At 67.4% G+C, this 13,431-nt stretch carries 10 protein-coding genes and 1 tRNA gene; 8 read left to right on the top strand and 3 right to left on the bottom strand.

What is annotated here, in order from left to right; translation table 11 throughout:
- Positions 1 to 49 precede the first annotated feature (49 nt).
- The gene (locus G6N20_RS14210) at positions 50 to 541 is read right to left on the bottom strand and encodes a YajQ family cyclic di-GMP-binding protein (protein ID WP_083047977.1); all 492 of its coding nucleotides are present in this window, start codon (positions 539 to 541) and stop codon (positions 50 to 52) included.
- Positions 542 to 610: 69 nt separating this feature from the next.
- Here G6N20_RS14210 and G6N20_RS14205 point away from each other — a divergent pair.
- Positions 611 to 694 (top strand) — tRNA-Tyr (locus G6N20_RS14205).
- 173 nt (positions 695 to 867) lie between these two features.
- Here G6N20_RS14205 and G6N20_RS21805 read toward each other — a convergent pair.
- On the bottom strand, positions 868 to 2,832 hold the full coding sequence (locus G6N20_RS21805; protein ID WP_083047979.1) for a PE domain-containing protein: 1,965 nt from the start codon (positions 2,830 to 2,832) through the stop codon (positions 868 to 870).
- A 457-nt stretch (positions 2,833 to 3,289) separates the two neighbouring features.
- Between G6N20_RS21805 and csoR the strand changes: the two genes are divergently transcribed.
- The 4 genes from csoR to G6N20_RS14180 are packed head-to-tail and all read left to right on the top strand — an operon-like array spanning position 3,290 to position 7,020.
- A complete protein-coding gene (csoR, locus tag G6N20_RS14195) occupies positions 3,290 to 3,646 on the top strand; it encodes a copper-sensing transcriptional repressor CsoR (RefSeq protein ID WP_083047981.1) in 357 nt (118 codons plus the stop codon).
- A 57-nt stretch (positions 3,647 to 3,703) separates the two neighbouring features.
- Positions 3,704 to 4,000, top strand: a complete 297-nt coding sequence (locus G6N20_RS14190; RefSeq protein ID WP_083048030.1) for a DUF1490 family protein — start codon at positions 3,704 to 3,706, stop codon at positions 3,998 to 4,000.
- A 55-nt stretch (positions 4,001 to 4,055) separates the two neighbouring features.
- Entirely contained in the window at positions 4,056 to 6,359 is a 2,304-nt protein-coding gene (locus G6N20_RS14185) for a copper-translocating P-type ATPase (RefSeq protein WP_083048028.1), read from the top strand.
- Positions 6,360 to 6,390: 31 nt separating this feature from the next.
- Complete coding sequence (locus tag G6N20_RS14180) at positions 6,391 to 7,020, top strand: DUF5134 domain-containing protein (RefSeq protein ID WP_083047983.1); 630 nt, start codon at positions 6,391 to 6,393, stop codon at positions 7,018 to 7,020.
- 514 nt (positions 7,021 to 7,534) lie between these two features.
- Here G6N20_RS14180 and G6N20_RS14175 read toward each other — a convergent pair.
- Positions 7,535 to 9,169 carry a fatty acyl-AMP ligase gene (locus tag G6N20_RS14175; RefSeq protein WP_083047985.1) on the bottom strand — a complete coding sequence of 545 codons (1,635 nt, stop codon included), beginning with the start codon at positions 9,167 to 9,169 and terminating at the stop codon, positions 7,535 to 7,537.
- A 222-nt stretch (positions 9,170 to 9,391) separates the two neighbouring features.
- Here G6N20_RS14175 and G6N20_RS14170 point away from each other — a divergent pair, with 222 nt between their 5' ends.
- The 3 genes from G6N20_RS14170 to G6N20_RS14160 all read left to right on the top strand — a co-directional run bounded on the left by G6N20_RS14170 (position 9,392) and on the right by G6N20_RS14160 (position 13,405).
- A complete protein-coding gene (locus G6N20_RS14170; RefSeq protein WP_083047987.1) occupies positions 9,392 to 10,753 on the top strand; it encodes a cytochrome P450 in 1,362 nt (453 codons plus the stop codon).
- 275 nt (positions 10,754 to 11,028) lie between these two features.
- Positions 11,029 to 11,295, top strand: coding sequence for a DUF1918 domain-containing protein (locus G6N20_RS14165; protein WP_142272008.1), 267 nt, complete (start codon positions 11,029 to 11,031; stop codon positions 11,293 to 11,295).
- A 31-nt stretch (positions 11,296 to 11,326) separates the two neighbouring features.
- Complete coding sequence (locus G6N20_RS14160; RefSeq protein WP_142272009.1) at positions 11,327 to 13,405, top strand: adenosylcobalamin-dependent ribonucleoside-diphosphate reductase; 2,079 nt, start codon at positions 11,327 to 11,329, stop codon at positions 13,403 to 13,405.
- Positions 13,406 to 13,431: the final 26 nt, after the last annotated feature.

The raw sequence follows: 13,431 nt of genomic DNA, 5'->3' as shown, positions 1-13,431 counted from the left end.
ACGGCGAAAATCGGCGCTCGATGTCGCGGTGGCGTTACGCTCGCGGCGGCTATCGGTAGTTGACGAACTGCAGCGCCACATCGAGGTCGGCCTTCTTCAGCATCGCGATGACGGCCTGCAGGTCGTCCTTCTTCTTGCTGGTGACGCGGACCTCGTCGCCCTGGATCTGGGTCTTGACGGTCTTGGGCCCCTCGTCGCGGATGAGCTTGGTGATCTTCTTGGCGTTGTCGCTGCTGATGCCCTGCTTGAGGGTGCCGGTGACTTTGAACGTCTTGCCGGAGGCCTGCGGCTCGCCGGCGTCGAAGGCCTTCAGCGAGATGTCGCGGCGGATCAGCTTTTCCTTGAAGACCTCGACGGCGGCCTTGACGCGCTCCTCGGTGGACGAGGTGAGCTCGACGGCCTCGTCGCCCTTCCACGCGATCTTGGTATCGGTGCCCCGGAAGTCGAAGCGGGTGGCCAGTTCCTTGGCGGCTTGGTTGAGTGCGTTGTCGACCTCTTGCCGGTCGACCTTGCTGACGATGTCGAACGATGACTCGGCCATGCGGTGCGTCCCTCCTTCACGAGATAGCCGTGTGTGCTCTGTCTACCCGGTCGTTGTACCCTGCTAGGCGGCAGGTTGCCCGAGCGGCCAATGGGAGCGGACTGTAAATCCGTCGCGAAAGCTACGCAGGTTCGAATCCTGCACCTGCCACCAACGTCACACGCCGTCTGCCGCGGCCCACCCGCGCGCAGACCACCCACGCACGGGGCGTCATGCGAGTTGGGGCGCCACCCCGGCCGCGCCTGCGCACTGACTCGGGGTTGGGCCGCATCCCTAACCGCAGCCGTCGACCCTATCCCACCAACTGCCAGTACGTGGGTGGCGTTCTAGGGCAGGAATGGGTTGAGTACCGGCGGGATGATTTGGTTGCCGGTCACGCCGGTGAGCCGGACCCAGATCTGTGCGGGAATGTTAACCGACTGGTAGGCGCCGGCGCCGATCCATGAGACCGGTACCTGTAAGAAGCTGGGCACCGCATCGACGATGTTGCTTACCTGTTCGTACACCAGGTAGGGAATCGTGGCCGCCACCGTGCGCGACACCAGCCTCACGTTGGTCGCGATATCGGGATAACCCTGTGCGGCGAAATCGGCGCTGAGCACACTGAACAGGTTGGCGCCGGGATCAACGTAGGTGCTGTCGAAGACGGCGGACGTCAGGGGCGCCCCCTGCATATACGGCAGCGGCGGAATGCCGAATTGATCCATGATCGTTGGCGTCACACTGACGATTTGCCAGGAGTTGTTGATAAACCCGTCTCTCAAATCATTGCCGGCCTGATCGAAGATGAGGAATGTCGCTGTCTCACGGGGTGATTGGAAGCCGTGACCGCGGCCGAACTGGTCGGGTCCTATCTCACCATGGTCGGTGACCACGAGCGTGGAAAACTGCTCGCCGTGTGCCGCCTCCCAGTCGTATACCGCTCCCAACAGGCCACCACCGCCCATGGTTTGGGAACCGAGATTAACGTCCATGTTCCGGATGGCCTCCGCGTACTGCGGTGAATCGCCGCCGTACATGTGCGCGTTTTCATCGACGCCGATGAAATACGAGAAGATGAAATTCCCTTTGGACGGATCGGCGTTCAGAATGGCGGTTTGGGTCTTCTGGCCGACCAGGTTCTGCGTCGCTAACCAGTTGGTGTCGCCCGCGATCTGCGGGACGAATTCGATGTTGTCGGCGGGGTTCGAGCCGGCGCCGGCGATGTCGGTGATGATTTCCCAGTTAGCGATGACCGTGGTGTTCACCTCGGTGTCATAGGTGTTCTCGAGTTGGTTGAACACCGTCGACCATGTGTCGTACGTCCAGGGGGTGAAGACGTTGTTGGTCACGCCGGCCGTCTCGCTCCACACACCGGTCATCATGGTCGTCCACGAGGGGTTGGAGACGGTGGTGTGCCCGACGATCGTCGACGCCGAGGTGACGCTCTGCTGCATCAGCGCGTGGAAGTTCGGGGTGCCAGCGGGGTCGGCCAGGATTTTGCTGAGGTTGGTGCCGTCCGTGCCGATCAACAGGAAATTCGCATCCGGTGCCATCATGAGCAGAGCAAGCGCCTGTTGTTGAGACACCGACAGTACCGTTGGCTGCGCCCCGACGCTGCCGGTGGCTCCCGGGACGCCGAAGACGGACACCGCTCTTCCGCCCAACCCGCCGGTGCCAGCGGCGATGGCTCCTATGCCGAGCCCGCCGACGCCGCCGGCCCCGCCGTTGCCCAGCAGCCAGCCGCCCGTGCCGCCGGTGCCGCCGGCCCCGCCGCCGATACCGCCGGCGCCGCCGACCCCGCCGTTACCGATCAACCCGGCATTGCCGCCGCGCCCGCCACTTTGACCCGGGCCACCCGAGCCGCCCGCGCCGCCATTGCCCCACAGAATCCCGCCGTCGCCACCCGGTTGCCCGGTGCCGGGCGCGCCGTCAACGCCGTCGCCGATCAACGGACGCCCCAACAGGAAGTTCGTGGGCGCATTGATCACACGCAGAGTGTCGTCGACGAGGGTCTGCAGCGGGTTGGCATTGGCCGCCTCCGCGGCCGCATACGCCTGACCGGCGGCAGTCAATGCCCGCACAAATTGCTCATGAAACGCCGCCACCTGCGCACTGAGCGCCTGGTATTCCTTGGCGTGGCCGGAAAGCAGCGTTGCAATCGCCGCAGATACTTCGTCACCAGCAGCCGCCATCAGCGTGCTGGTCGGAGCCAAAGCCGCCAGGTTCGCCGCCCTGACCGAGGAGCCGATAACCGCCACATCTGCCGCTGCTGTCATCAACAGGTCCGGTGCCGCGATGAGATACGACATCGTGGTCCTCCTAGCCACCAAACTTCTTGGCTATCGGAAGGTGTGTCGAACCCAACGATTGTACGCTAACGGCACTTCTGACTTGGCGAAAGTTCTGAATACCAAAGGATTTTTGTGCCGGGACCGGTTCCCGTCCCGGCTGGCTTGGCTAGATCCCTATGTGTCCGGGTGGCCATTTTCCGTGACGATGACGATCGCAGGACGATCGCGGGCCACGCTGTACCTCCGACGTCACGATCGAATGCTGCGACTGGCTGGTCACCGAGGTACTGGCTCAAACGGTTTGACGACCAGAGGGCGAAAGGCCAACGGTTCGCGCTGTCAGGTGGGGACGTGGCCGCGTTCCAGCGTGGGGATCAACGTGACACGCCATTCACACGCCCATGACCTGCGAGCTTGCGGCCATGCGCGGCGGAGTAGCCCACCCCAGGTGGGGTGGGGTATGCTCGATCGTGCTATGGGCGACGAGATAACCGCGAAGAAAAGTTCGGCGCTGAACCGGCTGAAGACGGTCAGGGGCCATCTCGATGGCATCATCCGGATGGTGGAGTCCGACGCGTACTGCGTGGACGTGATGAAGCAGATTTCGGCGGTCCAGTCCTCGCTGGAACGGGTGAACCGGGTGATGTTGCACAACCACCTAGAGACGTGCTTTTCCGCGGCGGTGTTGGATGGCCGCGGGCAAGCGGCCATCGAAGAGTTGATTGATGCCGTGAAGTTCACGCCGGCGCTCACCGGTCCGCATGCCCAGCTCGGCGGTGGCGCGGTCGGCGAGCCGGCGGTCGGGGAGCTGACGGACACCAGCGCGGTATGACCATCACCAGATTCCCGGCGATTGACCGGCCATGTGAAGGGAGCGTTTGAGATGTCGATGGTGTTGCATAGGTTCGTGGCGAGGGCGGTGCCGACGGTGGTGACCGGCCTGGTAGGGGCCGTGGCGTATGAGGGGCTACGCAAGACGGTGACGAAGCTACCGCTGCGTAAGGCGACCGTCGCCGTGACCGCCTGGGGCCTGCGCGCCACCCGCGAGGCCGAGCGCAAGGCTCAGGAGAGCGCCGAGCAGGCTCGGCTGACGGTCGCCGACGTGATGGCCGAGGCCAGGGAGCGCGTCGGGGAGGACGTGCCACCGCTGACGGTGGCGGACCCGGGTCACGCCGGTGACCACTGACACTCTCCCGGACGTCGACGCCGCGTTGGACGTAGTGTCCAACGCGGGGGGACGGATGCGCGTGCACGCCAAGGGGTTTCGTGATGATGCGGTTCGAGCGGTGGCGATCGAGGACGCCGTCGCCAAGGTAGCCGGAGTGCACGCGGTGTATGCCTATCCGCGTACGGCGTCGGTGGTGATCTGGTATTCGCCCGGGAGCTGCGACACCGCTGCCGTGCTGTCGGCGATCGCCGATGCCGAGCACGTGCCCGCCGAGTCGGTGCCCGCGCGTGCCCCGCACTCCGCTGATGTGCGCACCGGTGTGGTGCGGAGAGTCGTCGGCGGGATCCGTCGCTGGCTGGGCCGCGCGCCCGATGTCGACAGCGATGCGGTGGAACATGGCGGGTGTCACCAGGAGCAGGCCGCCGCTTGCCATTCGTCGCCGGGCGGGAACAATGCTCGCGAGCGGCGGAAGTGGTTGCGGCGGGTATGGCTGGCCATGCCGTTGGGGCTGCTGACGCTGGCTTCGACGATGTTTTTCGGGGCGTATCCGTGGGCGGGATGGTTGGCCCTTGCCGCGACGGTACCGGTGCAGTTCGTCGCCGGGCGGCCGATCCTGCAGGCGGCGGCCCAGCAGGCGCGGGCGTTGAGCGCGAACATGGACACCCTGATCGCGCTGGGCACGTTGACCGCGTTCATCTACTCCACCTACGAGTTGTTCGCCGGCGGACCGTTGTTCTTCGACACCTCGGCGCTGATCATCGCGTTCGTGGTGCTGGGCCGCTACTTCGAGGCCCGGGCCACCGGCAAGGCGTCGGAGGCGATCGGCAAGCTCCTGGAGATGGGCGCCAAAGAGGCCTGTCTGCTGGTCGACGGCCAGGAGCTGCTGGTGCCGGTGGATCAGGTGCGCGTCGGAGACCTGGTGCGGGTGCGGCCGGGGGAGAAGATCCCGGTCGACGGTGAGGTCACCGACGGGCGCGCCGCCGTCGATGAGTCCATGCTCACCGGAGAGTCGGTTCCGGTGGAGAAAACGGTGGGTGATCGTGTTGCCGGGGCGACCGTCAACATCGACGGGCTGCTGAGCGTGCGGGCCACCGCCGTCGGCGCCGACACCGCGCTGGCCCAGATTGTGCGGCTGGTCGAGCAGGCCCAGGGTGGCAAGGCCCCGGTGCAGCGGCTGGCCGACCGGGTCTCGGCGGTGTTCGTGCCGGCCGTCGTCGGCGTTGCCGCCGTGACCTTCGCCGGGTGGACGCTGCTCGCCGCCAACCCGGTGGCGGGCATGACCGCCGCGGTCGCCGTGCTGATCATCGCGTGCCCGTGTGCCCTAGGCCTGGCCACCCCCACCGCGATCACCGTCGGCACCGGCCGGGGCGCGGAGATGGGGATCCTGGTCAAGGGTGGCGAGGTGCTGGAAGCGTCGAAGAAGATCGACACCGTGGTGTTCGACAAGACCGGCACCCTCACGCGCGGCCAGATGCGGCTCACCGATGTGATCGCCGGCAAGCGGCGCCAGCCCGATCTGGTGTTGCGCATCGCCGCCGCGGTCGAGTCGGGCTCCGAACACCCCATCGGCGCGGCGATCGTCGCCGAAGCGCGCGAGCGGGGATTGGAGATTCCGGAGGCCACGGCGTTCGCCAACCTCGCGGGACACGGGGTGCGGGCCGAGATCGACGGTCGGACCGTGCTGGTGGGGCGGCGCAAGCTCGTCGACGAGCAGAAATTGCTGCTACCCGACCACCTCGCCGCCGCGGCCGCGGAGCTGGAAGCACAGGGCCGCACCGCGGTGTTCGTCGGCCGCGACGACCAGGTGGTGGGTGTGCTCGCGGTGGCTGACACCGTCAAGGACGACGCCGTCGACGTGGTCCGTCGGCTGCACGCCATGGGGCTGCAGGTCGCCATGATCACCGGCGACAACGCCCGCACGGCGGCCGCGATCGCCCAGCGGGTCGGCATCGACCGAGTGTTGGCCGAGGTGTTGCCGCAGGACAAGGTGACCGAGATCCGCCGACTGCAGGACGAGGGCCGGGTGGTCGCGATGGTCGGCGACGGCGTCAACGACGCGCCCGCGCTGGTGCAGGCCGATCTGGGCATCGCGATCGGCACCGGTACCGACGTGGCGATCGAGGCCTCCGATATCACGCTGATCTCCGGCCAGCTCGACCGTGTCGTGCTGGCGATCCAGCTCTCCAGGCGAACCCTGCGCACGATCTACCAGAATCTTGGCTGGGCCTTCGGGTACAACACGGCCGCGATCCCCCTGGCCGCGCTGGGCATGCTTAACCCGGTCATCGCGGGCGCGGCCATGGGGTTCTCCTCGGTCAGCGTGGTGACCAATTCGCTGCGGCTGCGCAGCTTTGGCCGCGACGGACAAGCCGCATGACCGCCCAGCGGTCTGAGTGCCTTGGCAGCGCATGATCCACGATCTGATGCTTCGTTGGGTGGTCACCGGACTGTTCGCGTTGCCGGCTGCCGAGTGTGGTCTCGCGATCGCCGCCAGACTCCGGCCGTGGACGTGGGTCGTCAACCATGGGCTGCACTTCGTGATGGCAGTTGGGATGGCGGTGATGGCTTGGCCGTGGGGCGCACGGTTGCCGGCGACGGGACCGGCGGTGTTTTTCCTGCTGGCGGCCGCGTGGTTCGTGACGATGGCGGTGGTCGCGGCGCAAGCGACCGGCGTGCGCGGCCTGTACGGGTATCACGGCCTGATGATGCTGGCGACGGCCTGGATGTATGTCGTCATGGACGGCCATCTGCTCCCCGGCTCGTCGAGCGCCCAGCACGCTACCGGGCACGGTGGGTCGATGCCGGGCATGGACATGGCCGCGATGGACATGCTGGCAAGCGACGGGTCGCCGCTCTGGTTCAGCGCGGTGAACTGGTTCGGCGTGGTCGGTTTGGCCGTCGCGGCGGTTGTCTGGACATTCCGATACTTCACCCAGCGGCACGAGGCGGCCGGGTCCAGGTCGCTGGGTAACCTAGGTCAGGCGATGATGGCTGCCGGTATGTCTATCCTGTTTGTTGCCACGCTATTTCGGGTCTGAGCTATCGCATCGCCGGAGGTAGTCGTGGCTCTGCCCCCGATGCCGGCCAGCATCGGTATTGCTAGTGCGCTGGAACGAAGCAACGTCTTGCCAGCACCCCGCAGGCTGTTGTCGCCCGGTGATGGGAGATTACGGATTGTCCACCTTCCTGCGGTACGTGCGCACTCAGCTGATGATGTTCGTTTGCGGCATCGTCGGTCCGATCTTCTTGATCATGTTCTTTGCCTCCCAATCGGATCCGAGCCTAAAGTGGGCCTACTGGATCGGGCTGTTCGTTACCTACGCCGACGTGATGATCGCGCTGGTGCTGACGGCGACAATGAGCGAAGCCAACGCGTGCCCGACGACGTCCGCGCTGGGTTGGCGGTGGCAAAGCGCCCGCGGGGCAACCGCGGCAGTGAACGGGGACTCGACCCTTCCGCGTTGTCTGAGTAATGCGGCGAGGGCCTTGTGTACCGGACAACCGGCCGGCCCGGAAGCAAGATGGATGCGCTATCTGCTCGACTCGCGTCGATCAGGTGAGCAGGGCCAGGGCGTGGGCGCGCCGCAGCTTTCCCGACGGCGTCTTCGGGATCATGCCCGGCTCGAGCACAACCACGTTGCGGGGCCGCACATCGACCTCGGCGACGACCTCGTGGGCAACCTGGCGCTCGATGCGGCGCGCCTGGGTGGGATGCTCCCAGAGATTGGATTCGACGGCGACGGCGAACGTTTCGCGCGGATGCCCGGCATCCAGGCGCACCGCCACCGCGCCGCCGGGCCGCACCCCCGGAACCCGGGAAGCGGCGCGCTCGATGTCGGTCGGATAGACGTTGCGACCCGCCATGATGATCACGTCCTTTACTCGGCCGCACATCACCAGGTTGCCGGTTTCGGTGAAATATCCCAGGTCGCCCGTGTCGTACCAACCCTGCTGGTCCTGGGCGCTGACGAAGCCGGCAGCCGTCGTGTAGCCCAGTGTCACCGGTTCACCGCGGACGTGGACCACGCCGACGCCGCGAGCCGGCAGCACGTTGCCATGTTGGTCGACGATCCGGGCCTGTAGCCCCTTGAGCGGTCGGCCGACGGAGGCCAGCCGCCGCGTCCTGCCGTTGGACGCTGGCAGCGCGCGGTGCAGGACGGCGAGCAGGTCGGCATCTACCTGGTCGACCACCAACCCGCGGCCGCACTCGGTGAACGAGACCGCCACCGTCGTCTCGGCCATGCCGTAGGCGGGCACGATCGCCTCGGGACGCAGGCCGAAGGGCGCGCCGGCCTCGCACAGGTCGTCGACGTCGTCGGGCTCGACCTGCTCAGCGCCCGACAGCGCCCATCGCAGCGTGGACAGGTCGAACTGACCGGGCTGAGCCTGCTTGCGCAGTCGTTTGGCGAACATCGTGTAGGCGAAGTTGGGCGCCGCCGTCATGGTGGCGTGGTACCTGTCGATGAGTTTCGCCCACAGCAGGGTGTCGCGGAGGAAGTCCGTCGGGGTGACCTTGACCAGTTCGACACCGAAGTACATCGGGACCGTCAAGTAGCCGGTCATGCCCATGTCGTGGAAGCACGGCAGCCAGCTGACGATCACGTCGGATTCCCGGTCGACTTCGGCGCCGACGAACATCGCCTCGGCATTGGCGACGACGTTGCGGTGGCTGATCCTGACGGCCTTGGGAAATCCCGTGGAGCCGGACGTCAATTGGAGCAGCGCGACATCATCATCATCGGTGTCAACCGGGTCGATCGGGCGCCCCTCGAGGAGCTGTTCGACCGTCAGGACCCGCATGCCCAGACCGGACAGCAGCGGTGCGGCTGCCATGAACGGGTCGGAGACCACGACCACCTGGGCGCCGATCATCCTGATGACGGTCACGGTCTCTTCGGCCCAGCGCCGTAGGTCGGTGCGCTGCGTGGGCTGATGCAGCATCGTGAGGCTGGCGCCGCGCATCCATATCCCCTGCGCGGTCGGGGCGATCTCCACGGGCGCTCCGGCCAGCACCGCAACCGCGTCGCCGTGCCCTACCCCGCTGGTTGCCAGGCCACCGGCAACCCGGCGGCTGCGCTCGTGCACCTGTCGCCAGGTATGCCGGACCGGTGCGTCTGGCTCGCCGGTGTTCATGCCCCGACGACTGTTGTGGGCGTTGGCATACATCGTCTCGGTGAATCGGCTCACGAATGTCCCTCTGGCTCCGGCGCGACGGCGCGGCGTTGGTGGTCGGATCGGCGCGTCGGCGTCGACGAGCTGGGTTACCAGCCTGGAACGGGGCGGCCCTCTCCTGTACGCCCGAGATGGTGTCAGACACGCTGACCCTACAGCCTGCAGCGCCTTCGGGCGCGGTACCGCGCCGCGAACCGATGGGCAGGCGTGGCAGCCCGCGCACGTAGAATTGCCCCGATGGGCGAATCCGGTTCGCTGCCGCCGGGGCCTCCGCTGCCCGGGTGGGTGCAGGCCGCGTTGATGTTGAGCCATGGGTCGCGGTTCGTGGCCGCCTGTCAACGTCGCTATGGCAGCGTTTTCACCCTCAGAGTCGGGCGGTTTGGCACCCTGGTGTATCTGGCCGATCCCGCCGATATCAAGACGGTGTTTGCTGGCGACCCGAGCATCTTCCATGCCGGGGAAGCGAACTCGATGTTGCGCGGCATGCTCGGCGACACCTCACTGCTGGTGATCGACGACGACGTGCATCGGGACCGGCGCCGGCTGATGCTGCCACCATTCCACCGCGACGCGGTCGCCCGCCAGGCCGCGTTGATGGCTAAGATCGCGGCGGAAAACATCGCCGGATGGCCGGTGGGCAAACGGTTCGCGGTGGCGCCCAAGATGTCTGAGATCACCCTCGAGGTGATCCTGCGGACGGTCATCGGCGCCACCGACCCGGCGCGGCTGGCCGCGCTGCGCAAGGTCATGCCTCGGCTGCTCAACGTGGGGGCGTGGGAGACGCTCGGACTCGCCGAGCCGGACCGGCTTCGCCGCCGCCCGTGGCGAGCGCTGCGCCGGCGAATCGACGAGGCCGACCAGCTGCTGTACGCCGAGATCGCCGACCGGCGCGCCGACCGGGATCTGGCCGCGCGCACCGACACGCTGGCCATGCTGGTGCGCGCCGCCGATCACGGCTCCCCGAAGCCGGTGGGCGCGATGACTGACCGAGAACTCCGTGACCAGCTGATGACGCTGCTGGTGGCCGGCCACGACACCACCGCGACCGCGTTGGCGTGGGCGTTGGAGCGGTTGACCCGACACCCGGTGATCCTGGACAAGGCGGTGCGGGCGGCCGAGGCCAGCGCGGCGGGCGACGCGACGGCCGACGAGTACCTCGACGCGCTGGCGAAGGAGACGCTGCGACTTCGTCCGGTGGTGTTCGATGTGGGCCGGATCCTCACCGTGCCGGTGCGGCTGGCCGGTTACCGGCTGCCGGCCGGGACCATGGTCGTCCCGGCGATGGGGCTGGTGCACGCAAGCCCGGCGATCTACCCCGAACCCGCCCGGTTCGACCCGGATCGGATGCTGGGCGCCACCCTGAGCCCGGCGACCTGGTTTCCGTTCGGCGGCGGCAATCGGCGCTGTCTGGGCGCCGCCTTCGCCCAGGTCGAGATGCGGGTCGTGCTGCGTGAGATCTTGCGCCGGGCCGCATTGAGCACCACCACCGCCGCCGGCGAACGGCAACGGCTGAAGCACGTCATCCTGGTGCCTCACCGCGGCGCCCTCATCACCGTCCTGGCGATCAGGGACGTCGGAGTCGCATTGACGGCGGCGTAGATCGCGGCGGCCAGGTCGCCGCCGGAGAGCCTGGTGAAGGAGTTGCCAGTCACGCGGTGAAAGGTGTTGACGCGCAAGCGCGCTCTGACATCTGCCAACCATGCGGACTACCATGGGGCATGGGCATCAGCTCGCACGCAGACCGCGCGTAGCGGGTGCGGGCGCCCCGGGCCACGGACCGAGGGGCCTCGGCACCAGAAGGAGTTGGCCTACTGCCCTTCCGCCGATGCGCCCCATGTGTGCACGATGGACCTTGCCGAAGGAAGGGGATGCTCATGAAGGCAAGCGTCGGAGACTGGCTGGTAATCAAGGGCACCACGATCGATCGACCGGAGCACCGAGGCTTGATCACCGAGGTGCATTCATCCGATGGTTCACCACCGTATGTGGTGCGCTGGGTCGACACCGACCATGAGGCGACGGTGGTTCCCGGCCCAGACGCGATCGTCGTCACCGCCGAAGAGCAGAAGTCAGCAGACGAGCGGGCGCAACATCGGTTCGGGGCGGTGCAATCGGCGATCACCCATCCCACGGGCGGGTAGGTCGGTTCCAGCTCACGCAGTGCAGCCGGCGGTGGCTGCGGGATGGCCGGCGAAAGTCCGGCGTCGAGACGGAACTTTGGTGCCGTTCGACATCGCGCGAATTCAAGCTGCGGTAGCGCGGGCGGCTCGCGAGGTGACCTGTGATGATCCCGATGTGCCGGTCACCGTGGCGAGGGTCGTCGCTGACGCGCTGGGGCCCGGCATCGCGGCTGTCGAGGACATCCAGGATCTCGTCGAGGCCCGACTGGGGGAAACCGGTCTGGACGACGTCGCCCGCGCCTACATCATCTACCGGCAGCGGCGCGCCGAGCTGCGCACGGCCAAGGCACTGCTGGGCGTGCGGGACGAGTTGAAGCTGAGCCTGGCGGCGGTGACGGTGCTGCGGGAACGCTATCTGCTGCGCGACCAGCGGGGCCGGACGATCGAGTCGACCGGCGAGATGATGGACCGGGCAGCGCGCTGTGTCGCGGCGGCCGAAGACGAGTACCAGCGCGGCTCGTCGACGCAGTGGGCCGAGCGGTTCGCGGTGTTACTGCGTAACCTCGAATTCCTGCCGAATTCGCCCACGCTGATGAATGCCGGCACCGACCTCGGCCTGCTGGCCGGCTGTTTTGTGTTGCCCGTTGAGGATTCGCTGCGCTCCATCTTCACCACCCTGGGGCGGGCCGCTGAGATCCAGCGGGCCGGAGGCGGCACCGGGTATGCGTTCAGTCACCTGCGACCCGCCGGGGACCGGGTGGCCACCACGGGCGGCACGGCCAGCGGACCGGTGTCGTTTCTGCGGCTCTATGACGCCGCCGCGGGCGTGGTCTCGATGGGCGGCCGCAGGCGCGGTGCTTGCATGGCGGTGCTTGATGTGTCGCACCCCGATGTCTACGCCTTCATCACCACCAAGGCCGAATCGCCCAGCGAGCTTACGCATTTCAACTTGTCGGTGGGCGTGACCCACGCGTTTCTGCGCGCCGTCGAACGCAACGGCACCCACCGGCTGGTCAATCCGCGAACCGGCAAGACCGTTGCGCGGGTGCCCGCCGCCGAGCTGTTCGACGCCATCTGCGAGGCCGCGCACGCGTGCGGCGATCCCGGGCTGGTGTTTCTCGACACGATCAACCGGGCCAACCCGGTGCCCGGGCGAGGCCGGATCGAGGCGACCAACCCGTGCGGGGAGGTCCCGCTGCTGCCCTACGAGTCGTGCAACCTGGGTTCGATCAACCTGGCTCGGATGATCACCGACGGTCACATCGACTGGGACCGGCTCGATGAGGTCACCGGGGTGGCGCTGCGATTCCTCGATGACGTCATCGACGTCAGCCGCTACCCCTTTCCGGAACTGGGCGAGGCCACCCGAGCCACCCGCAAGATCGGGCTGGGTGTCATGGGCTTGGCGGAACTGCTTGCCACCCTGGGCATTCCATACGACAGCGAGCAAGCCGTTCGGTTGGCCGGCCAGATCATGCGTCGCATTCAGCAGCAGGCGCACACGGTGTCACGACGGCTGGCCGCCGACCGGGGCGCCTTCCCGGCGTTCGCCGAGAGCCGCCTTGCGCGGTCGGGCCCGCGGCGGAACGCGCAGGTCACCTCTGTCGCCCCGACCGGAACCATCTCGCTGATCGCCGGCACCACCGCCGGGATCGAGCCGATGTTCGCCATCGCCTTCACCCGCGCCATCGTCGGCAGGCACCTGCTCGAGGTCAACCCGTGCTTTGACCGGCTGGCCCGCGATCGGGGCTTCTATTCCGATGAGCTGATCGCCGAGATCGCGCGGCGCGGGGGAGTGCGTGGCTATCCGCAGCTGCCCGCCGAGGTGCGCGCGGCGTTCCCGACCGCGGCGGAGATTGCCCCGCAGTGGCACCTGCGCATGCAGGCCGCGGTGCAACGCCACGTCGATGCCGCGGTGTCCAAGACGGTCAACTTGCCGGCCACCGCAACCGTCGACGACGTTCGCGCCATCTATTTGGCCGCCTGGAAGGCGAACGTCAAGGGCATCACGGTCTATCGTTACGGCAGCCGCGAGGGACAGGTGTTGTCCTACGCCGCGCCGGAACCCGTGCTGGCGCAGGCCGGCACCGAGTTCAGCGGCGGCTGCGCGGGACGGTCCTGCGAATTCTGACGCCGACTTCCACCGCGAGCAGACGT

Origin of the sequence: Mycobacterium shinjukuense, assembly GCF_010730055.1 — a bacterium.
Classification (GTDB): Bacteria; Actinomycetota; Actinomycetes; order Mycobacteriales; family Mycobacteriaceae; genus Mycobacterium; species Mycobacterium shinjukuense.
Note: the sequence above shows the minus strand (reverse complement) of the source record. Positions and strands in the feature narration are given on the sequence as shown.